The 20,299-nt window shown below is 53.1% G+C and carries 20 protein-coding genes, 1 tRNA gene and 1 pseudogene; 15 read left to right on the top strand and 7 right to left on the bottom strand.

All coding sequences use genetic code 11. The features are described 5' to 3' along the window. Positions 1-404 precede the first annotated feature (404 nt). Together DF283_RS10660 and DF283_RS10655 are read left to right on the top strand one after the other, a co-directional pair. A complete protein-coding gene (locus DF283_RS10660; RefSeq protein ID WP_303674856.1) occupies positions 405-1,187 on the top strand; it encodes a GGDEF domain-containing protein in 783 nt (260 codons plus the stop codon). Between the two features lie 281 nt (positions 1,188-1,468). Next, positions 1,469-1,834 (top strand): hypothetical protein, encoded by a 366-nt coding sequence (locus DF283_RS10655; protein WP_303674855.1) that lies wholly within the window; start codon positions 1,469-1,471, stop codon positions 1,832-1,834. Positions 1,835-1,931: 97 nt separating this feature from the next. On the opposite strand, the gene DF283_RS10650 is transcribed toward DF283_RS10655, so the two are convergent. Continuing rightward, the gene (locus tag DF283_RS10650) at positions 1,932-2,765 is read right to left on the bottom strand and encodes a WecB/TagA/CpsF family glycosyltransferase (protein WP_303674854.1); all 834 of its coding nucleotides are present in this window, start codon (positions 2,763-2,765) and stop codon (positions 1,932-1,934) included. A gap of 126 nt (positions 2,766-2,891) precedes the next feature. Then, positions 2,892-4,121: an MFS transporter gene (locus DF283_RS10645; protein ID WP_303674853.1), complete on the bottom strand. Its 1,230-nt coding sequence runs from the start codon at positions 4,119-4,121 to the stop codon at positions 2,892-2,894. 254 nt (positions 4,122-4,375) lie between these two features. Between DF283_RS10645 and DF283_RS10640 the strand changes: the two genes are divergently transcribed. From DF283_RS10640 to DF283_RS10625, 4 genes are all read left to right on the top strand, one after another. Beyond that, positions 4,376-5,215 carry an Fpg/Nei family DNA glycosylase gene (locus DF283_RS10640; protein WP_303674852.1) on the top strand — a complete coding sequence of 280 codons (840 nt, stop codon included), beginning with the start codon at positions 4,376-4,378 and terminating at the stop codon, positions 5,213-5,215. A gap of 205 nt (positions 5,216-5,420) precedes the next feature. Next, positions 5,421-6,530, top strand: a complete 1,110-nt coding sequence (locus DF283_RS10635) for a tetratricopeptide repeat protein (protein WP_303674850.1) — start codon at positions 5,421-5,423, stop codon at positions 6,528-6,530. A 118-nt stretch (positions 6,531-6,648) separates the two neighbouring features. Further along, entirely contained in the window at positions 6,649-6,861 is a 213-nt protein-coding gene (locus DF283_RS10630; RefSeq protein WP_303674848.1) for a hypothetical protein, read from the top strand. A gap of 186 nt (positions 6,862-7,047) precedes the next feature. Next, the gene (locus DF283_RS10625) at positions 7,048-7,398 is read left to right on the top strand and encodes a hypothetical protein (protein ID WP_303674847.1); all 351 of its coding nucleotides are present in this window, start codon (positions 7,048-7,050) and stop codon (positions 7,396-7,398) included. Here the strand turns inward: DF283_RS10625 and DF283_RS10620 are convergent. Then, on the bottom strand, positions 7,365-8,168 hold the full coding sequence (locus DF283_RS10620; protein WP_303674845.1) for a class I SAM-dependent methyltransferase: 804 nt from the start codon (positions 8,166-8,168) through the stop codon (positions 7,365-7,367). The genes DF283_RS10625 and DF283_RS10620 overlap by 34 nt on opposite strands. Before the next feature lie 541 nt (positions 8,169-8,709). On the opposite strand from DF283_RS10620, the gene DF283_RS10615 reads away from it, so the two are divergent. The 5 genes from DF283_RS10615 to DF283_RS10595 all read left to right on the top strand — a co-directional run bounded on the left by DF283_RS10615 (position 8,710) and on the right by DF283_RS10595 (position 12,752). Further along, on the top strand, positions 8,710-10,023 hold the full coding sequence (locus DF283_RS10615; RefSeq protein WP_303674844.1) for an LCP family protein: 1,314 nt from the start codon (positions 8,710-8,712) through the stop codon (positions 10,021-10,023). A gap of 32 nt (positions 10,024-10,055) precedes the next feature. Next, positions 10,056-10,868 carry a hypothetical protein gene (locus tag DF283_RS10610; protein ID WP_303674843.1) on the top strand — a complete coding sequence of 271 codons (813 nt, stop codon included), beginning with the start codon at positions 10,056-10,058 and terminating at the stop codon, positions 10,866-10,868. Positions 10,869-10,886: 18 nt separating this feature from the next. Beyond that, on the top strand, positions 10,887-11,156 hold the full coding sequence (locus DF283_RS10605; RefSeq protein ID WP_303674842.1) for a hypothetical protein: 270 nt from the start codon (positions 10,887-10,889) through the stop codon (positions 11,154-11,156). Positions 11,157-11,275: 119 nt separating this feature from the next. Then, the gene (locus tag DF283_RS10600; RefSeq protein ID WP_303674841.1) at positions 11,276-11,917 is read left to right on the top strand and encodes an SRPBCC family protein; all 642 of its coding nucleotides are present in this window, start codon (positions 11,276-11,278) and stop codon (positions 11,915-11,917) included. Next, positions 11,904-12,752, top strand: a complete 849-nt coding sequence (locus tag DF283_RS10595; protein WP_303674840.1) for a type III pantothenate kinase — start codon at positions 11,904-11,906, stop codon at positions 12,750-12,752. The genes DF283_RS10600 and DF283_RS10595 overlap by 14 nt, the downstream gene beginning before the upstream one ends. Positions 12,753-12,774: 22 nt before the next feature. Here the strand turns inward: DF283_RS10595 and DF283_RS10590 are convergent, their stop codons facing one another. Next, the gene (locus tag DF283_RS10590) at positions 12,775-14,127 is read right to left on the bottom strand and encodes a FliI/YscN family ATPase (RefSeq protein WP_303674838.1); all 1,353 of its coding nucleotides are present in this window, start codon (positions 14,125-14,127) and stop codon (positions 12,775-12,777) included. A gap of 205 nt (positions 14,128-14,332) precedes the next feature. Here DF283_RS10590 and DF283_RS10585 point away from each other — a divergent pair. The 4 genes from DF283_RS10585 (at position 14,333) to DF283_RS10570 (ending at position 16,696) form a co-directional block, all read left to right on the top strand. Then, positions 14,333-14,409 (top strand) — tRNA-Arg (locus DF283_RS10585). Positions 14,410-14,704: 295 nt separating this feature from the next. Further along, positions 14,705-14,932: a hypothetical protein gene (locus DF283_RS10580; RefSeq protein ID WP_303674837.1), complete on the top strand. Its 228-nt coding sequence runs from the start codon at positions 14,705-14,707 to the stop codon at positions 14,930-14,932. Continuing rightward, a complete protein-coding gene (locus DF283_RS10575) occupies positions 14,929-15,306 on the top strand; it encodes a type II toxin-antitoxin system death-on-curing family toxin (protein WP_303674836.1) in 378 nt (125 codons plus the stop codon). The genes DF283_RS10580 and DF283_RS10575 overlap by 4 nt, the downstream gene beginning before the upstream one ends. Before the next feature lie 121 nt (positions 15,307-15,427). Beyond that, positions 15,428-16,696, top strand: a complete 1,269-nt coding sequence (locus tag DF283_RS10570) for a tyrosine-type recombinase/integrase (RefSeq protein ID WP_303674835.1) — start codon at positions 15,428-15,430, stop codon at positions 16,694-16,696. Here DF283_RS10570 and DF283_RS10565 read toward each other — a convergent pair. From DF283_RS10565 to DF283_RS10555, 3 genes and pseudogenes are all read right to left on the bottom strand, one after another. Beyond that, positions 16,693-17,844 (bottom strand): PDDEXK family nuclease, encoded by a 1,152-nt coding sequence (locus tag DF283_RS10565; protein ID WP_303674833.1) that lies wholly within the window; start codon positions 17,842-17,844, stop codon positions 16,693-16,695. The two genes, DF283_RS10570 and DF283_RS10565, sit on opposite strands and share 4 nt — an antisense overlap. Positions 17,845-17,949: 105 nt before the next feature. Continuing rightward, positions 17,950-19,278 carry a replicative DNA helicase gene (locus tag DF283_RS10560; protein WP_303674831.1) on the bottom strand — a complete coding sequence of 443 codons (1,329 nt, stop codon included), beginning with the start codon at positions 19,276-19,278 and terminating at the stop codon, positions 17,950-17,952. Then, a pseudogene (locus DF283_RS10555) lies at positions 19,271-20,299 on the bottom strand (hypothetical protein); the annotation flags it as partial. The pseudogene DF283_RS10555 and the gene DF283_RS10560, both read right to left, overlap by 8 nt.

Here is a 20,299-nt window from a genome sequence, read left to right as displayed (position 1 = left end):
AGCGCTTGGGTGACCACAAAGCGCTGGCCTTCAGAGAACGCTCCGAAAAGGCGCCATGCCCGGCAGTCTCTCAAGATCCTTAGATAGCTGACCCGTGGACAACCCGAATACCAGCATGGCGCGAGAGTCCGGGGCAGGCGTTCCTGACTTCAGCCGCGGGCCAGCCAGAAACTTTTTCAGGCCGCTTTTATAAACCCAACAATCTTAAGGAGTGGTATACTAATAGGAATGTGAGGCTTTCAACCCGATACCCGCTTGGGGTGTCCATATAAGAAAACAGCATTTCCAGACCTTTCCCCAAAAGAATTAAACCCGGTGGCAAGGCAGCAAGGTAAAAATCCCGGACTGGAGATATATAAGGAAACCGCATTCATTCCGTCAGTATCGTTTTGTGGCAATATTCAATGATGGCTTCCAGACCCCTTAAGGCCCTAAAACTGAAAACCGCCAGTGCGGTTCTCTTATCAAGCGCCCTGGGCCTTAAAGCACACGCTTTAACCAGCTCAGCCGCCAAAACGTCAACCCTTGAGGCTTATTTGGGGATAGCCCTCATAGTGGCCTTGATCGAGTTTGTCGCCCTCTTGTGGCTCCGAAAAAAGTACGACCAACTCAAAGCGGAAGTGGAGATCTCCAGCCGGAAGACCAAGCACGCCATGCTCCAGTTTGAAAGCCAGGCCTTCTATGACCCACTCACCCAACTTCCCAATCGTCGGTTGTTTCGGGATGGCTTGTTGCAAACCATCAAACTGGCCAACCGGAACAAGAGCCGCTTTTGCGTGATCATGGCCGATTTGGATAAATTCAAGCCCATCAACGACACCCTGGGCCATGAGGCGGGTGATGCCTTACTCAAACAAGTGGTGGGCCGCTTGAAGGATGTGGTTCGGGAATCGGATACCATTGCCCGCTACGGTGGCGATGAATTCGCCTTTGTATGCCCCAGCCTACAGGAGCGAGGGGCGATTGCCACCTTGTGCATGCGTATTTTAAGCGCCATTCAGGCCCCATTCACCCTGCAGGGCAAAGAATACGTCATTGGCATCAGTCTGGGCATCGCCGTATTCCCCGAACATGGGCTGGATGAGGAAGTGCTGATCCGGCATGCGGATACCGCTTTGTACCGGGCCAAAGAAAAGCGGAACACCTTTGTCATTTACGATCCGGTGCAAGACAGCAAAATAAACTAACCGGATGCTGCACACGGTCTGAAAATCCGGCAATAAAATGACGCTGCTGTTTGCACCATGGGGATGAATCACACCTCTTCACCCACACCGTGGCAAGCCAGCCTGCTGCCGTGGCTTCCCCGACTGATTGAGACAGCAACCGGTTGCAACAGGCAATTTTAACAGGAGACTTCTTTTTATAGGAGTCTGTGCTTTTGTTATACTGCTAGCAGTAAAAATATGGGTTATTCACAATGGTTCTAAATGGGGTTTCTTCAACGCAGCCAATCACCGCAAGGCCATTGAGCCAGCCGGTATCCTCCAGCTCCCGGCGACTTTCCACAGTTTCGGGGAAGGCAGTTTCGGGAAAGGTAAGATTCAGCGGCGACGCCAACCAGGCTCAGCAGGCCCAGCCGTCATTTCTGGATAAACTGACGCAAGGCCTTCAACTGCTCAAAAAGGAACTTCAGGATCCCAAGAGCCGAAACTACCTCATTTCAGGGTATATCACCACCGGGCTGGCCCCCGCCTTACTAGTGGGCGCCATGCTGGTGCCGGTAGCCGCCCCAGCACTCTGGCCACTGGCGGCGCTGAGCGCGTTTTGGTCTGGTGTCATTCTGTGGGAGAGTGGTCAGATTGTAAAAGGGGCGTTCAAGCCTAAAAAGTAGAAAAACCGGCAGCCCGATAATCAAGCCTGACCGACCGCACAAGCCCAGCATCGGGCCTGTCATTGACTGCTAGCGCCAACGCCCCATAACTGACCCATTAACCCAGGCGTTGTTGCAGGGCCTGCCAGCCAATACGCCACAAAAACCACGGGTTGCCCACAATATAGCGGCCAAACATACGGCGGGGCTCTACCAGAAAGCGAAATAGCCACTCCAGACCGTTTTCACCCATCCAGGCCGGACAACGGGGCACTTTGCGGGTCAGGTAATCCAGCGTGGCCCCAATGGGGTAGAACACGGACACGTTCAAGGCGGCCTGATGCCGCTGAATCCACATTTCTTGCAGGGGGCAGCCAAAACCCACGAATAAAACATCGGGCTGCAGGGCGTTGATGCGGTCGATGACCTGCCGTTCCAGCGCTTCATCCTGCAGGATAAAGCCGTGATGAACACCCAGAATGGTGTGCTGTGGCATGCGCTCCTCAAACTGGGCCAGGGCTTTTTCAGCGATGCCCGGCTCCCCGCCGAGATAGAAAGCGGTGATGCCATGCTGGCTGAGGTAAGCCCACAGGTCGAGAAGCCAGTCGGCGGCGGTAAACCGGCACGGCAAGGGGTTGCCCAGCAGTCTGGAAGCCAGCACGATTCCGGCACCATCGCAGTAAACCACGTCGCTGGCTTGCAAAAACTGCCGCAGGGTCGGGTTTTGATGGGCAATATTGGCAATATGAATGTTCAGGGCCGCGAAAACAGACTTGCCGGGCCGCCGGGCCTCTTGCCGCAACCGTTCAAACAGGGCGGGTAAACAAGAGATGTTATCCACCCCAATGCCTTCAATATCGCTGCGCGGGTCGGGCAGAAGCTGGCCGGGCTGGCTGTCGTCGCCAAGGGCCTCCCGGGTCTGGGGGATGGACAAATCAGGGGAGTAGAGCATGATGAACCTATGGGGAATGGCCCGTTACCGGGCTGTACTCTGATATGTCCTATAGAGGCAAAACCCCGTACAAAATTGCCTCGGACTTTAAGTCGGGACAAACAGGCGCAAACGACTGAGAAAGTGTCAGGGGTGCTTGACGGCTGAGTCAGGCATGGCATCCTCAGGCAGGCGCAGGGCCACCACCACCGTGGCCACCATCAGCAAAGCGGAAAACCAGAAGGGTGAAATACCATAGAGGGCATTGTTGGTGTTGGCGTCGTATTGCAGTAAAAAGCCGCCCACCATAGGCCCAAACATCCTACCCAGGCTGGCCGTGGACTGCAGCACGCCCAGCACAATGCCTTGCGATTGGGCATCGGCGGACTTGGAGGCCAGACCGCTAACCAGCGGAGTGACCAGACTGTTGCCAATGGCCAGGGCCGAAGAGGCCACCACCACCCAAATCAGGTTGCTACTGACTGGCAACAAAGCCATGCTGATAAACAGGAACACACTACCCACGATAATCAGCGGTTTTTCGCCCACTTTCGGCACCATGCGGCGCAGCATTCCGCCCTGGATCAAAACGCCCAGCATACCAATGTAGGCAAACAACCAGCCATTCTCGCGGGCGTGCCATTGCAAACGATGGGCCGTAAACAGGGTGAACAGGGCAGTCACCAGAGAAAAAGCCAGGGTAGAAAGCAGAGAGACCCACATTACCGTGCCGAGGCGACTATTTTTGACCTGTAAAAAATTCTGCACCAGCGAGCCAGAAACGGCAGGGTGGGCTTTGCGCTGCGCCTCATTCAGGCTCTCCGGCAGAAAAAGATAAATGGCCACGGCGTTCAGTAAAGCGAGTCCGGCAGCGACATAAAAAGGCAACTGAATGGAATAGTGGCCTAACAGGCCCCCAATGGCCGGACCAATCACAAAACCAAGCCCAAAAGCCGCCCCAATCAGGCCCATGGCCCCGGAGCGCTTTTCCAGAGGCGTGACATCGGCAATATAGGCTTGGGCGGTGGGAATGTTCCCGCCTGAAGCGCCATCAATGAGGCGTCCCAGAAAAAGCAGCCACAGGGTGTTGGCCAGCCCCATAATAAGGAAGCTGAGGGAGGTGCCCAGAATGCTGAGCAACAGGATGGGGCGACGCCCGATGCGATCCGACCAGCGGCCAAGCAGCGGGGCAAAAATGAGCTGCATCAGCGAAAAGCAGCCGAACAGGATACCAATTTGCCAGTCCGTGGCGTTAAAGTGCAGCGAATACAGGGGAAGAATGGGAATAACGATACCAAAACCAATCATGTCGATGAGGATGGTGAAAAAAATAACGAAAACGGGCGATAGGCCACGCTTGGTAGAAGATTCGGTCATGGGGTTATTCCTGCCAGGGTTCAACGGATCACGAAAGGGGAGTCTCTAAGAGATTACACGGAATTTTCCGTATTCCATCTTCCTACACGCATCGGGGATTTCAAGTGTTGATGTCGGACACGCCAGAAGCAACCGTTCTCGGACCGGGGCCCGGTGTGTATGATAAAGAGTCCGACCCAAGAAACATTGTGGTCAACTTGGTCAGCCGATAATGCTGACCTTCTCATTTTGACTTTTCCGAAGGAGACTTCTCCATGCCTGAATTACCGGAGGTGGAAACCTTTCGCCGCTTTACGGAGCGATACGCCTTGCACAGCCCGGTGACTGACATTCGGGTGTTCAGGCCTAAAATTCTGGAAAATACGACAGAAGCGGCATTGCAGGAAGCCTTGACTGGACGGTGTTTGGGAGAAACCCGCAGGGTGGGTAAGCACTTGTTGGTGAAAATTGCCCCGCTCCCGAAGATAGAATCCGAGCCGCAGGCGGGCTGGCTATTTCTGCACTTTGGCATGACCGGCTACCTGAGCTTCGAACGAGACGGGCAGACCGTGGTCAATGCCTACGGCAATCCGGCGCTGCCACAAGCCCATATTCGGGTGCAACTGGTTCTGGCCGACGGCGGCCTGTTCAATTTTCATGAGCAGCGCATGTTTGGCAAACTGGGCTTGACTGCCGACGCGGATCGCTATTTTGAAGCCCGCAAACTGGGGCCGGATGCCTTGAACGTGGATCGAGAGACTTTTGTGACGGCCCTCCAAAAGCGCAAGGGACAACTGAAGCCAGCGCTCATGGATCAATCTCTGGTGGCCGGGGTGGGAAACGTTTACGCCGATGAGGCCCTGTATCAGAGTGGACTGCATCCGGGACGGCAGGCCTGTGGATTAAGCGCTAAAGAGGCAAAGGCCTTGCACCAGCAGGTGGTGGACGTTTTACAACGCACTGTGGACGTGGCCGCCGACCGGGATCACTTACCAGCCCATTACATGCTCCACCAGCGACACCCCAAGGCGGTTTGTCCCAAAGCGGGACACCCCTTGCACATTGCGCCCTTTGGGGGACGCACCACCTATTTTTGTTCGGTCTGCCAAGCCTGAGAAACGATCCGGGAATCTTCCATTTGAGACCTCACCGGCTGGGTGTAAGCCCATGCGTTGAACTAAGCGGACAATTTTTACCGATTTCAATTGTTTATTGATTATATATCAGGCCTCAAAAAGCCCGATCGGAACACTTTACTATTTTTAATATATAAACTATACTAAATGTAGTAATAAATAACCAAGCGTGGAAACGGATATTTTGAGAAGCAGAACGCCGGTGGCTTGGCCTACCGAGGTATTGAAACTGACACCCCTGTTGCTGGCCGCAGTGCTGGCAGGATGGAACGCCCCGGCCTTGGCTATCGGGCCAACCGTGGTAGCGCCTCAATACCACCGGGCGGGCGATCTCATCGCCGCCTCCGAGTTCGTGCCCTTGAGTCAGGCCTCTCAACAAATGGCCCGGGGGCAGTATGGGAAGGCCCTGATTCCGCTGATTGAAACCGTGGAACGGAACCCGGTCAGCGTATTGGGCTTGTACCATTTGGGAAATACTTACTTTGAACTGGCCCGCCAGACGGATCTGCCGGAACAGCAAGCGGTCTACCTGAATCAGGCGCAACAGGCCTTTGAACGAGTGGCCAACCTGAACAATGAACTGACCCTGGTTTACTTTCGGCTCGGTAAAATCGCCCTGCTAAAAAACGATCCCCAAGCCGCCAAGCGCTATTACCAGCAAGGGATTCTGGTCGATGCCAAAAACGCCGCCCTGATTTTCAACCTGGCCCGGGTGCATGATCAGCTGGGGGAGCGGACGGAAGCCATTCGCTATTATCAGCAAACCCTGAGCGTTGACCCGGCCTTTGTGTTTGCCTACAACAACATGGGCCTGCTTTATGAAGACCTGCGGGACTATCAAAAAGCCGAAGCGGCCTACCAGCAAGCCCTCAAGCGGGATTCAAACTACAATCTGGCCCGCCTCAATCTGGGGAATTTGTACGCGGTGTTGGGACAATACCAGCGGTCGGAAAAATTCCTGAACGACGCCCAGCGCCTTGAGCCGGAGAACGAGTGGGTCTACTACTATCTGGGCAATCTGTGGTTGCGGCAGGGCGCCTATCAGGATGCCGTGAGCGCTTACAGCCGGGCTTTGGAAATCAACCCCAAGCATGCCACCACCTACTATTTACTGGCCGTTTCCCTCACCCGCCTGAAGCGGATGGATGAAGCCTTACAGGCCAGCCTGAACTATGTGCAACTGGAACCCAATGGCGAGTATGCCAGGGAACTGAAGAGCCTGATACTCTCCGTAAAATTATCCCAGGGGCATGGGGAGCGTTTTCAGTTGAAGCCCATGAAAACGGGGCCATAGACATACAGGACGATTCCCGCGAGATGGCAGGTTGGGTAAACGGAGTCTAGCCAGTTGCCGAATCGATGATCTCAGGACGATTTGTTACGCTGGGGCAGGCAGAAGAGAGGGTCACCCGATGCGCTCATCTTCAACGGGAACCAGTCGAGATCGCTTGCATCACCTGTATCAGAAGCTACAAAACCATATTACCCACGATGCCGTGGTGGCCGATATTATGGTGGATGTGCGCACCCTGGTTGCTCAGGCCGTGGCCGAGCGCACCGAGGCCAACCGGCGGGTGGATCGGGTGACGGAAGTCTATGGGGATGGCTGGTGGGAGGCGCATTAGCGGGATCGGGGGGGCTGTGCCTAATCCGGTGTCTGGCAAAGCCGCTCAAACAGGACTGGTTTTTAACAGGCTTTCTTGTTGATAGGGTTTTGGGGTTTAGCATATTGAGCAAGCCTTTTATTCGGTTCCGTTCGGTGTATTTTAAAAGACGGTTAATAAATGCTTGAGGCATGTGGAGGTTCAATCATGGGGTTTGAAGAATTGCTGGCCGCCTTGCGCACCAGTGGAACCATTCAGGATCATCCGGACTGGCCTGCCTTTGCCGCTCGAAAATTTCCACATCGGGTCAGTTTTTACTACACCAGCCAAGACGCACAGGAGGCCTACTGGGATCAGGCCCGAGTGATCAAGCTGGATCTGGTAAAGCTGCATCTGGTTGTGGAAGGGGCGCACGGGGATCCCCTGAAGTTTGACCTTCGCCGGGTCATGCACCTGAAAGACGCCCAAAGCGGCCAAAAGCATCAGGATCTGGTGTTTGAGCTAATCCGCATGTGGGCGGAAATCTACACCCCGGCCCGGGAGGCCGAGGGCAGGTAAATCACCCGGTTGCTGGCTTGAGGGGCTTTGAGCGGAGGGTTGTACAGGATAAAGGACTTGCTCAGCCCCAGGAATTTTTCCGCATGCAGGGTGCCATTGGGAAATAAATTGCGAAATTTGGCCGCCCCCATCAGTCGCACGGATTGCACCCGCTGCACACAGCGCTCCCAGGATTCCTCCTGTCGGCGATGAAAGCGGCGAAAGCTCAGGCGGTGCTGCCAGGCTAGCAGGGTCCGTTTCAGCCCCCCACCGGTCAGGTCAAAGTAATACAGCAGCCAGGCCCGGAGGGGGATGGGCAAAAACTGAAAAAAGGGGAAGTAAAAATGGGCCTCAATGGGAAAGTACAAATTGGGCGTTTGCACAAAGTAGGCCTTGCCCACCCGGCAGATTTCCCGGGCCATTTGCCACTGCCGCAGGTCGTTTCCCACATGCTCGATCACCGAATTGGAAAAAACCACATCAAAGCTCTTGTCGGCAAAGCGGGACAGATCGGTGGCGTCCCCGGCCAGACTGGTAAAGCCAAGCCCCTTAAAGCGGGCATTGTTGACCGGATAGGCTTCCACGTTCAGCAGGGTGATGTGAATTTGTCCCTGATTCTCAAAGCCCATGCTCTCCCAAAACGCCGGGGTGCCCCCCACATCCAGAATTTTGAGGGGGCGGGGGAACTGCTGAAGCCATTGCCGAAACAGCTCAAAGCGTTTTTGTCGCAGCTGCCAGGCCAGACTGCCCGGCTGGTAGGCGTCTAGAATTTTGGATTGCAAAAACTGCATATCATTCCCCTTTGCGTATGGACGTGCTGTCGGATTGTCCATTGTCAGGCGTTGCTGGTCAGGTACGCCCTGTCATCGCCCCCAAAAAACCAGCCAATGGGCCTGTACCCGTGCCGGGACGGCTGGTTCTAAACACTCACGGTTTTTGGGTGCTGTGGTGCTGATTGTGGCCAAAAGTCGACTCGGGGGAAATTGCACAGTTGGACAAACCGACTAGCCTCCTGGATAAAAATTGGCGGGTAAAATTTGGCGGCTCAAGCTCGACCCGCTAAAGCGGAGCCTATGTCGCAGGCAATTTCCGGGTTGGGCCGGTTTTCATTTGGCTGTCTTCTTGCCGACATTGTGGACTGAGATTACAATTTGTAAGGTGAATACCTGTGTTGACTGGAACAAATTACAGTTCTCGCACGGCCCCGGTCAAACCGCTCCCGATAAGCCCCCCAGACACCACTGTCATTGAGAACCCCATCCGCATTTGGTATGCCCAGCCAAGATGAACGAGCAAGACACAACGCCCAGCAACGCAGTAAAGGTAAACAACGTGACCTCTGTTCAAACGCCACCGCCCAAGATGGTTCGCAAACCCCCGGTGCGCAAGCGCTCTAAAATCCCCCTCCTTTGGCTGGTCATTGCCTCGGGCGTGATATGCGCCGCGTTGATCTTTACCGGCATCAAGCTGTTTAGTATTCCCTGGGTGTTGCGGAATCCGGTATCTCAGGAGCCGGTGTTCTCCTGGCACGGATCACCCGGACAAAAGGTGATTTTGGTGATGGGCGTGGATGAACCCAACCGCGGTCAGCGAGAGAATGGGGAAAGCGCCTTTGAAGGCACCCGCACCGACACCATGATGCTGGCCCGCATCAACGCCGATAAAAAGCAGGTGTCTCTGGTTTCCATTCCCCGGGACAGCAAGGTCTATCTGGCAGGCAACCGTGGCATTGACAAAATTAACGCCGCCCACGCCCTGGGAGGGCCCGATTTAGCGGTGCGAACGGTTCAGGATTCTTTCGGCATACCGGTAGACAATTTTATTGTCATCAACCTGCGGGGCGTTCGGGACCTGGTGGATGCCCTGGGCGGCATTGACGTGTATGTGGAAAAGCCTATGCACTACACCGATAACACCGCCAAACTGTTTATCAACTTTGAACCGGGAAATCACCATCTGGATGGTAAGCAGGCCGAGGCGTTCCTGCGCTTCCGGCACGATCAGCTGGGTGATATCGGACGCATTCGACGGCAACAGCAATTTATCGCCGCGGTGTCCAAAAAGCTGCGGGAGCCGGGCATTGTGTTTAAAATCCCCAACATGGTGCAATTGGCCAGTCAGTATGTGGAAACGGATTTAAATCCCAACGACTTGCTGACCCTGGCCTTTTTTGGCAAGGACTTGAATATGAACAGCCTGCGCACGGCCACCCTGCCCGGACATCCCGGCGGCACCCGCGTGAGCTACTGGGTCATCGATCCGGAACCGGCCCAACTCATCCTGGATCGCCTGATTCTGGACAATCCCCAGCCCCTGTTTGGAGGTTCCGCCGATACCGGTAAGCCCCTGAAGGTGGGGATTTTCTACGATCCGGCGCTGGCCAGCAGCCTGCCCCAGTTGATTCAGAAGCTGGAGGGTCAGCAGTTTGAAGTGGTTTGTAAAGATAGCCAGCGTCGAACCAGCACCCAGATTATCGAGCATACCAGCCGGGTGACGGACAACCTGACCGATGCCGTGCGCAAGTCCGACCCGCGCCTGGAGAAGGCTCGCTTGATCTTTGCGCCTGTGGGCACTACATTTGAGAGTAACGCCTGTAGCGTGGGAGAAGATTACACCCTGATCCTCGGAGCGGACAGCCGTCAGTAGCATCAGTTCTGATATTCCGGAGAGTGCCCCATATGTTGTTCCCCAATCGTTCTCGTTCCTTGTCCGTTGCCGGTTCCGTCGCTATTCTGGCCAGTGTGGTGGGCTTGTTAGCTGTTGTTTCGGCATCCGCGCAGGTAGGGCCTCAGCTCCCGCCTCCCAAACCCGTTCAGGAGAACGGGGTGACCAAAATGCTGACCAAGCTGATGAAGAACAAGCAATCAGCGTCTGAGGACGAGGAAGAAGAAGTGCAGGGCCCCCAGCCCAAGGGTCAAAAGCCTCCGGGCGCCCAGCCGACCCTTTCCGGGCCCTCCATGATGCAGACCGGGCCCATGCACGAACCGTTGTTGACCCAGCCTCCTCTCACCAACGCCAAGATTGAAACCCCGCAGGTGGACAGTGAAAATCCACCGGTGTTGAGCCATCCCAAACTGGATGATCCCACCAACCCCCTGGGCTTTGCCGATGCCGAGAACAAGCTGAAGCGCCTGATTCAACTGAACGACGCCAAGCGCTTTGCCGAAGCCAAAACCGGTTTGCTTCCCCTCCGGCAGTGGTTGATCGATTTGACCGAGGCCCATATCGGCCTGTATAAAACCCTGAACCAGATTCCCTCCGCCAAAGGACAGGCTGAACTGGAAAAAGAACTGGCCCTCCAGTTCGCCCAACTCCGGGATCGCACCATGATGGAGATGGCCCGGGTCTATATCGCCGATAAAGACTACGGTAAGGCGGTGAAAGAGCTGGCCGAAGTGGTAAAATCCCAGCCTAAAAGCCGGGTGGGCTTGCGTAGCTACGAAATGCTTCAGGAAATCGGGTTTACCGAAAAGTTGCAGTTGGCCCAGTAACGGGGTAGGCGCAAAATCGTGACAAAGGCCACCACCTATTGTCTGAGAGGCTACGGCGAACTGGATCCACTCTGGGTCAAGGAGTTACTGGCCTTGTTTAAAAGTCAGGCGGTCAATATCCGGAAACTCGTGCTGCTAAAAGCCGAACGCCCTGATACCTTCGCCCTGCTGGAAGTGGTTTTCGCACTGCCGGGCGATGATACCGGGCTGACCACTCACTTTTTGACCACCGTGGAGCAAAAGCTAACCTTGCCAAGCTGGCAAACCCTGAGCTTACAAACGGTTTAAGCAGGCCTCATGAATCTGGCCCCTTTCGCCAACAGCCCAATTAACCAATAGAATGATGGCTTCCTGCCGTTTGGTTGCTACAATAGGAACGTGTCAGCAGTAGAAAGAGGCGCTTTAGGGTGCGTGTACCGGACAAGAGACCATTCGGCAAACTCGGTCAACAGGGTTGTAGCAAGACCAAGCCGCTGGCTTTGCTGGGTCTGACAGTTGGCATCGCCCTGGGGGCCAGCCTGATTCCGGCCCAGGCCGAGCCGGAAAACATGCTCATGATATCCGTGGCGCCCGTGGCCAAGTTCAGCAACCTGAAAACCGTGAAGGCTCAGGTACTCATTCAGGCTCCTCCTGCGCTGGTCTGGGATATGCTGACCGACTATCCGGGGGTCTCCGAGATTTTGCCCGGTTATGAACGCACCAGGGTACTGAGCCGCAGTGGTTCCACCACTTTAATGGATGTGGGGATGCGGGTTTCTAACCTCCTGCCCCTTTACAAATACCGGGTGCGGGCGCAGGAGAACGAGGCCCAGCGACAGTTGAGCATGACCCGCATTGCCGGTGACTTCAAGTCTTTGCAGGCGAATTATAAACTAACGCCACAGAACAACGGTAAAGCCACCTTGCTCAGCTATCAGTTAAGCATTGATCCGGGCGTTTCGCTGCCGGGTTCCACCGGGTTAATCCGCAACAACACACTCAAATCACTGAACGCGCTGGAGCGTCATGCCGAGCTGGCCTTCCGCAAGGGAGAGATTGGACAACGGTAGTAATTCGGACTATCATGCCGCTACTATGAATTTGCTGGCCGTTGATATTGGCAATACGGATATCAAGTTTGGAATTTTTCGGGATGGACAGCTAACGGAACAGTGGCGGGCCACCGGCACCCGGACGCATCCGGAAAAGTTCAGCGCCATGCTGCGTGACAGTCTGGCCCGTACCGGCCTGCATTTTGGCGCTCTGGCCTACACCAGCGTGGTGCCGGATATTGAGACCGTTTTCCGCAAGACCATTCAGTATTGCTATAACCTGCCGGATCACCGTATTTTTGCCGTGACGCCGGCCCGCATTCAACTGCCGCTGGACTTTAGCCACTACCCGTTGGGGCAATTGGGCATGGATCGTCTGGTGAATGCCTGCAGCGCCCGGTTATTGTATCCCGACACGGATTTAATCATTGTGGATTTTGGGACGGCCACCACGTTTGATCTGGTCAGTGCGAAGGGCGTGTACTGGGGCGGGGCCATTGCGCCGGGCTTGAATACTTTTGCGGCCTGCCTGCCGGAGAAAACGGCCAAGCTGCCATGGGTGGACATCACGGGCAAGCGGGCTGAAGAGATTGGCATGGGCCAAAACACCATTGCCTGCCTGGAAGCAGGGTTGGGCATCGGCTACCGGGGCATGGTCAAAGAGTTGCTGAAGGAATCCATTGAAACGCTGGATACCACGGAGTTTTTAGCCCTGGCCACCGGCGGTCTGGCAGAAGTGGTGCTGCGGGTTTGCGGACTGGAGCATCGTTTTCAGCAGACGGACCCGGCTTTGACCCTGAAGGGGCTGGCCTTGTTGTATGACTATAACCGGCTGACCCTCTCGCTCAGCTAAGGGAGAGCAACGCAGGTCGGGGTTAAATTTGCACGTCGGCCATCATGCCCTTTAACTGGTTGAGGGTGGACTCCATGCTGACGTCATCGTTGATGCGCTGACGCAGGAAGTTATCAATTTCCGGCATCATGCGGATGGCCACGTCGATCTTGGGGTTGGAACCATGCTCGTAGGCGCCCACGTCAATCAGGTCACGGGCGTCCTGATAGACGGCCATCAGTTCCCGCATTTTACCGGCGGCCCGCATATGCTCCTCATCGCAGATTTCCGTGAACAGACGGCTGACGCTGCCCAGAATATCAATGGCCGGATAGCGGTTCTGGGCGGCGATCTTCCGGGAGAGGAAGATGTGCCCATCGATAATCCCCCGAACGGTGTCCACCACCGGGTCGTTGATGTCATCGCCTTCCATCAGAACCGTATACAGGGCGGTAATGGAACCTTTTTCCGTAATGCCGGTGCGCTCCAGCACTTTTTGTAACCAGGAGAAGATAGAGGGCGGATAGCCCTTCATGGTGGGCGGCTCGCCGATGGCTAGACCCACTTCCCGACCGGACATGGCGCAACGGGTAACCGTATCGGTCATCAGGAAGACTTTTTTACCCTGATCCCGGAAGTATTCGGCCACGGCGGTGGCGGTTTGCAGGCATTTCATCCGCAACAGGGGCGGTTGATCCCCGGTGGCGCAGACCAGCACGGAACGGGCCATACCCTCTTCGCCCAGGCTATTTTCCATAAATTCCTTGACCTCCCGGCCCCGCTCGCCGATGAGGGCGACTACGTTGACATCCGCTTCCGAGTTCCGGGCAATCATGCCCAGCATGGTGGATTTCCCCACCCCGGAACCGGCAAAGAGGCCCATGCGCTGTCCGGCGCCCATGGTCAACAGGCTGTCCACGGCTCGCACACCGGTAAAAAAGGTGTTTTTGATGATGGGACGGTGCAAGGGGTCGGGAGGGGCGGCTTCAATGCTGACGAACTGGGCCTTGCTGGTATCCATAGGCATGCCGTCCATGGGTTCCCCCAAGGGAGAAATCAGGCGTCCCATCAGAAAATCACCCACCGGTACGGTGATAGGGGCATTGGTGGTGGTCACCCAGCTCCCTTGAGAAATGCCCGTCCCATCGTAGAGCAGCAGCATTTGGGCGGTATCCCCCTTGAAGGCTACCACTTCGGCGGCTTTGGCATCACCATCCACCCCTTCAATAAAGCACAGGTCGCCAATTTTCAGTTTGGGAAGCTGGGCTTCCACCGTCAGGCCTTGCAGCCGGGAGACCCGGCCCTTGTACTTGTAGAGATCCGTGCTGTACAAGATTTCCCGAATGCGGGTGCGGGTGTCCTGTAGGGTATCGTCGGGGATCAGGGATTCGCTCATGGGTGGGGTGGCTCCGGGGCTTGGACGGGGGCCCTGTTGTTATTGTAGCGTTTTTTGAAGAATTGTTTCATCCAGAGGGAGGGGAAGCCATGCGGGGGTGCAGGCGGATTTCAGGGATTTCGGGCAGGAAGTGAAAGATTGTGAGGGGAGGGGCTTGCGTTTCCGGTGTGTTTCTTTCAATATATAAATCTACCTTTTATCGTGTGCGCTCGTAGCTCAGTTGGATAGAGTGCATGGCTACGAACCATGAGGTCGGGAGTTCGAATCTCTCCGAGCGCGCCACTTTTAAAGCCTCTCAAAACACCCCTTTTCGGGTGTTTTTTGTATTTTGACCCGTTGTAGATATGCTTTTCAAGATGACGCGCCATTAAAGACTCATCCCATAAGAATTTCAGCGAATAGCGGTTGATATGAAAAACGCCTGTTTTTTGAGTGCATGGGCCTATGCCATGAACTCTCCCAAAAAAATCCAGCTATCAGCGCGTTTTGAACCCCTGAAAAAGCGCAGTGGATGTAATTGGCTTGAAACATCAAGATGAATCTTGAAATGCGATTTTAAATCAGCTAGACTGAAGTTATGGCTACACAAAGACAAAAATTTTCCACCCAGGCAGATCCTGTTTTATTGGCTGAGCTAAAGGCTTTGGCTGAACAGGAAGGTCGACAATTTCAAGCTGTAATGGAAGATGCCATGCGGCTTTATCTAGAAACCAAGAAATCGGATAAGCCCCGCAATCAGGTGATGGCTCATTTTCAGAGCAGCTTGAGGAAAAACAGTGAACTGGGTCGGCTACTTGCCCAATGAGTCATAACTTCCCAACACTGCAAGAGGCGCTTGCGATTCATCGGCTTCTGATTGCCGAGTTTGGTGGACATCCGGGCGTTCGGGACATGGGTGCCTTGGAAGCCGCTTTGTTCAGACCCCAGCTTGGTTACTATGAGGGATTAATTGAAGAGGCTGCCGCTTTAATGGAAAGTTTGGCCAACAACCACCCTTTCATTGACGGTAATAAGCGAGTGGCTCTCTTTATGACTGATACCTTCTTGCGGATGAACGGTCAATATATTGATTGTGATAATACCAAGACTTATCAGGATTTTATGAACTGGTTTGAAACAGGGCAATTCCGTTTTGACAAGTTGCTCTGGTGGCTGAGCTCCGTTGTAAAACCGTTGTAAAACCGCTGTAAAACCCGTACAGAAGAGGCTTTTACCTAGAGGTTTTTCAAGCTATGATTCTTCATGTTCTCGAAGATTCAGACTGTATATTCCTCGTATATTGAGAAAATCAAGAAGATTCATGTTTACGAACCATGAGGTCGGGAGTTCGAATCTCTCCGAGCGCGCCACTTTTAAAAACTTGAAACCGGCTTCAGAACTTGATTCTGGGGCTGTTTTTGTTTGTGAGGCTGGTAATGGAAAATATGAGGCATCTCATAAAACGATAGGCAAAACGCCCCCAACTTCCACAAAAGTCCAACATGCAAAAGTGCAAAATGTGGGACTTTTTCTGTCAGTCAAGGAAGCGGCCTCAAAACTTGGTAAGAATCCAATGACAATCGCCCGATGGTGTGAAACGGGCAAGCTGCCAGCCACCCCGAAACCCTACGGGAAGAAGACCACTTGGCTTATCAGCTCCAAAATTCTGGAAATGCTTTCTTATCAACTGAAAGCAGACAAAGAACTTCGAAAGGTGCAGGAAAAGGAAGCGCTTCGGCAGGATAGAAAGCCTCATGCCCTCTTTATCTTTGCCTGGGTGAAGGCCATGGAAACAGGCTTGATGACTGGTAAGCCCTTTAGCCCAAACACCTCAAAAAATTACAAACGCATAGTAGATGAGTTCCTTGAAAAGTACGGTGAAGTTTCTCCTAAAACGCTGCAAATGGCCTTAATGGCGATTCCTCCCAAGCAGTACGCAAAGAAGGCAAGGCTTTATGAGGCTTTGATTTCTTTTGCTAAATTCCTGATTCGAGAAAATGCCCTAGCCCCCAGCTTTATAGAAGAAGTGAAACATCAGAAGCCACAGAGGCACCTTCCCCCCAAGCGAACGGCTGTCAATAATGCTGACATTCCAGCCCTCTTGAAGGTTTGTGAAACCACACAAGAGCGACTCATAGTGCTTTTATTGTTAAACACTGGCTTGAGAGCTTCTGAATCCTGCTCCCTTCGTTGGGGTGATATTGACTTGGAAGGCGGCTGGCTGATTGTCAGGCTGGGAAAAGGAAATAAAACCCGGAGGGTGGGCATCTCCTCCCGCTTGTTGGAAGTCCTGAAAGAATATAAGGCCAAAGTGCCAAGCGGGGAACATCAGCCCCTCTTCTTGAACCGCAAGGGTAAGCCAATGGACAGAAGCGGGCTGTACCAGAGATTACAAAGACTGGGATTGCTAGCAGGTGTCACCGTTTCCCCTCACGCCCTTCGCCGGGCGTTCGTGACCATCAATGCCAACAAGGGCAGGCCGCTGCAAATGCTTCAGAGGGCTTGCGGGCATTCTGACATCAAGACGACTATGAGCTATTGCCAGACTAAAGAGCAGGAGGTCATTGAGGCGATGAAGGGGTGGGATTAGCCGATTTTTCCTTTTGCAACCAGAGGTTCAATATAAGGCGTTTCGGATTGAGAAGCCCGCTTATTGCGCTTAATGGGTTTTGTTGGGCTTGGGCTGTCATTATCATGTTTATTAATAATTTCTAGTGTTAGTCCTTCATCTTGGACATATCGATATGAAACAAGAATTGGTTTTTTATGGTTTGAGAAGCCAAGCTCCACCGCTTTAAGAACATCATCAGTGAAATCATGGGCAATAAGAACTGGCTGAACTAAATGGAAATCTCCTTCCGCCAAGTTGTTTCCCACTGCTTGACTATAATTCAGTACTTGATAAAGTGCGGCAAGGTCGGCAGTTTCTCTTTTAAGCTCAACAACTGAATATTTATAACGTGGACTAAACTGTTCGTCCGGTGTCTTTGCTCGGTGATATAGCAAAAGATCGATATTTTTTCCTGTAATGTCATAAGGAATTTTACTTCCCATCCACTCCAAGCGGTCAAAGCCTCCGAAAATGCTGGAAAATGTGGCACTTTTAGTCTGATAAGCTCGCAATATCATTGCCAACAAGGAATCTTCCCTAGAAAATGGTTGCTCAAACCTTGTTTTAATCTTAAGTTCCTTAATTTCTCTCTTGATGCCTGGATAGCGTTCAGGAACTTGGGTAGCGCTACTGTACTCGCAAGCATTGTACTTTATGAGCAACTCCAATAGCTCTTGGCTTGCATCAGGATCAAGAGGGGTGCATCCCCTGGCTTTACCACGAGCTTTATTGAAATAAAGTAGCCAAAACTTGGAGCGTCTTTTTTCACTGAGGAATAAACTATCTTCAGGTACAGCTTTTTCAAATTGGTACTTTGGACGGATCAGAATTCGAAAAGGTCTACTGGCCGGAAGATTTTCCACTTCAGTGGCGTCAAAAAAGAGCTTTTCAGTCACTTCGTAGACATCCTTAAAACCCTCTTTTGTTATATAGAAAAATATTTGATCGCCAATTTCGACGTTTAAGAGGTCTGCAAGAATATCGTGATATTCCGATTGAATTTTTTCATCCATGAAGGTTTTATAGTTTTCAATTGGTTTTTTTGATTTGCCGGTGGCGCAAAACCCATATTTGATGTGAGTCTTATATGTTTCGATATCTACTATGAACACAAATGAGTTTGGCAAAGGGTTAATTCCTTTTATTGGAGCTATTTAACCCCATGAAAACCGGCCTACAACATGGATTGCGCCCAAACCTAATTAACTTAAATTAACCTATCTGTTTCTTATTTATGGCATAAGTTTTTCCCTAAACCTTGTCAAATGAGGCACGAACAGAAGGGGAATCTCCATCTGGACGCCATCCCGCTGCTTGGCGATAGTCAAAGAAGCCACACCAGTGGGCTTCCGGTCTTCCATGCGCTCAATATTGGTGAAAAGCACAATATCGCTGTCCATTTCAATGCCACCCGAGTCCCGAAGATCTGAGAGCATCGGCTTTTTGTCCTGCCGGGCATCCACCGCCCGGTTCATCTGGGCCAGTTGGATAATGGGAACCTGAATAGTTTTGGCCAGGGTCTTTAGACGGCTGGTGATGGCCTGAATCTCATAGGCCCGGTTCTGTTGCTTGCCATTCGGCTCTGAGGCAATTAAGCCAATATGATCCACCACTACCAAGGCCAAATCAGGCCGCCGCTTTTTGGCTTTCAGGATTTTAGACTGGATGGCCGCCAGGGTTTGACCGGCGGCATCCTCAATAATCAGATCCTTTTGGAAGGGCTTCCAGGCCATGGCCGCTATCTTCAAGGCGTCCATGTCTTTAGGATTGCCTGCCTTGGCCTTGATGGCCCGCTTCATTAACTCGCTGGCGGTCATTTCCAGGCTGATATAAAGCACCGGCTTGCGCTCCTGAAGCACCACATGGCAAGCCACGTTCAAAGCAAAGGCGGACTTACCCCCACCGGGCCGGGCGGACACGGTGATCAACTGCCACGGTTGAAATCCGTGGGTGGAATTATCCAGTGTGGGGAACCCCGTGGATAAGCCGGTAACCCCATTGGGGCTATTGGTCTCCGCTTCAAGCTGCTGAATGGCCTCCTCAATGGGATCGAATGCCTCCATCGTGTCGGTGGGGAAGGTTTCCGATATTAGGTAAAGCAAATTTTCCGCCTCTTCCAGATAGGTGGACTGATCCCGTTGGGCGGCTGAGTCTGCGATATCCTGACAGGCCAGAATCACTTCCCTCCGCCGGGCCAGATCAATCAAGAGCTTTGTCCAGTGCTTCAGGCTGGCGTCGTTCAGAACCTGAACATCGGGATTGCTGCCAAGCAACAAATCATAGAGATAGGCTGACCCTCCGGCCATGGCCAAGCCGCCGGAAACCTCCAGAGCCTGCGTTAAAGCGATGGGCTCAAGGGGAACTTGCTGCTCAAAGCAATCCAGCATAGCCTGAAAGATTGCCTGATGAACGTTTGAGTAAAAATGTTCTGGCTGAAGCAGGCCAACCACTTGGGGAAACAAAGCGGGATATTGCAATAGCCCACAGAGAATGCCCTGCTCTACCGCTACTGAATGCGGAAGACGTTCAATCGGCTGAAGCTCTGTCTCAACATCATGCATTCGAGGGTTCCTCCAGGCAACCTTCCAGATGGGCAAGCGGATAATAATCAAAGGTCTTTTTATGGCTCAAGCCGCTGGGGGATTCCGGGCGAATTTCCAGTTCCTCTGAACGGAACCATTCGGGGGTGTACTTATGTTTGATGAAAGGGAACTTTAACAAGGCCGCTGATTGGCTGCTGAGATCATCGAGAGCATGCGTTTTTGGAGCTTCGACCACCCAGGCATCTAATTTATTTTTAAACGTCGTTTTGAGCCACTGAGGGGCTGTTGCGTTTCTCGACACCGCAAGATCGCAAGTGTCTCGCCATAACCGAAGGATTTCCGGTTTCGGAATATCAGGTTTGGTTTGCGCCAGCTCTTGAAGCTGGATTTTCAAGAATCCCTGAATCCACCCGATATTTTGATGATTGGGACTGTTTAGGGATGCCAGGTAATGCATGCCCTCTTGAGCCAATGCTTGGTTGGGGTCTATTTCATTTTCCAAACCGATCACACTCACACCCGAACCGTCAGGTTCGGAACCCTCAGGTTTCAGTGTGAGGGAATCAGGAATCAGTAAGAGGGAATCAGCTGGGCTAGTACGGTGCTGGATCGGGTCCGGTACAGTACCAGACCCGGAATTTCCCGGTCTTGTCCCGGAATTTCCGGGTCTTTTCTGAAAATCCGCTCTAGGGGCGGGAATTGAGCTTCCACTGTCTTTCTCTTTTTTATGGGGATTCTGGTGTTTTGAAAAATTGGGAATCTCCAGGTAATGGGATCCGTCGATTTCGTAACGAATGATGAACCGCTCGGGGGAGGAGGCCAACTCATCCAAAAGGGCTTCCATATCCACAGATTCGTAGGGGAATAATTCCGCACGGATGCGAGCTGGTCGATATTCCATGCGACCTTTTACATCGGCCATGCACCAAAGGCCCACAAACAGAAGGCGAGCATGCGGGCTGAGTTGAGCGAGAAATTCATTTTTAAAGAACTGGGGTTTGATATTCCGGGCTCTGGCCATTGGGCAAAATCTCCAAAA

The organism is Vampirovibrio chlorellavorus (assembly GCF_003149375.1).
Lineage (GTDB): Bacteria > Cyanobacteriota > Vampirovibrionia > Vampirovibrionales > Vampirovibrionaceae > Vampirovibrio > Vampirovibrio chlorellavorus_B.
This window is presented reverse-complemented; position numbering and strand designations above follow the sequence as displayed.

Bases quoted from the DNA above. Each gene is read 5' to 3' on its own strand.
- DF283_RS10590 (WP_303674838.1), bottom strand. From the start codon at position 14,127: ATGAGCGAATCCCTGATCCCCGACGATACCCTACAGGACACCCGCACC.
- DF283_RS10645 (WP_303674853.1), bottom strand. From the start codon at position 4,121: ATGACCGAATCTTCTACCAAGCGTGGCCTATCGCCCGTTTTCGTTATT.
- DF283_RS10560 (WP_303674831.1), bottom strand. From the start codon at position 19,278: ATGCATGATGTTGAGACAGAGCTTCAGCCGATTGAACGTCTTCCGCAT.
- DF283_RS10625 (WP_303674847.1), top strand. From the start codon at position 7,048: ATGGGGTTTGAAGAATTGCTGGCCGCCTTGCGCACCAGTGGAACCATT.
- DF283_RS10620 (WP_303674845.1), bottom strand. From the start codon at position 8,168: ATGCAGTTTTTGCAATCCAAAATTCTAGACGCCTACCAGCCGGGCAGT.
- DF283_RS10660 (WP_303674856.1), top strand. From the start codon at position 405: ATGATGGCTTCCAGACCCCTTAAGGCCCTAAAACTGAAAACCGCCAGT.
- DF283_RS10580 (WP_303674837.1), top strand. From the start codon at position 14,705: ATGGCTACACAAAGACAAAAATTTTCCACCCAGGCAGATCCTGTTTTA.
- DF283_RS10650 (WP_303674854.1), bottom strand. From the start codon at position 2,765: ATGCTCTACTCCCCTGATTTGTCCATCCCCCAGACCCGGGAGGCCCTT.
- DF283_RS10610 (WP_303674843.1), top strand. From the start codon at position 10,056: ATGTTGTTCCCCAATCGTTCTCGTTCCTTGTCCGTTGCCGGTTCCGTC.
- DF283_RS10575 (WP_303674836.1), top strand. From the start codon at position 14,929: ATGAGTCATAACTTCCCAACACTGCAAGAGGCGCTTGCGATTCATCGG.
- DF283_RS10640 (WP_303674852.1), top strand. From the start codon at position 4,376: ATGCCTGAATTACCGGAGGTGGAAACCTTTCGCCGCTTTACGGAGCGA.
- DF283_RS10630 (WP_303674848.1), top strand. From the start codon at position 6,649: ATGCGCTCATCTTCAACGGGAACCAGTCGAGATCGCTTGCATCACCTG.
- DF283_RS10570 (WP_303674835.1), top strand. From the start codon at position 15,428: ATGTTTACGAACCATGAGGTCGGGAGTTCGAATCTCTCCGAGCGCGCC.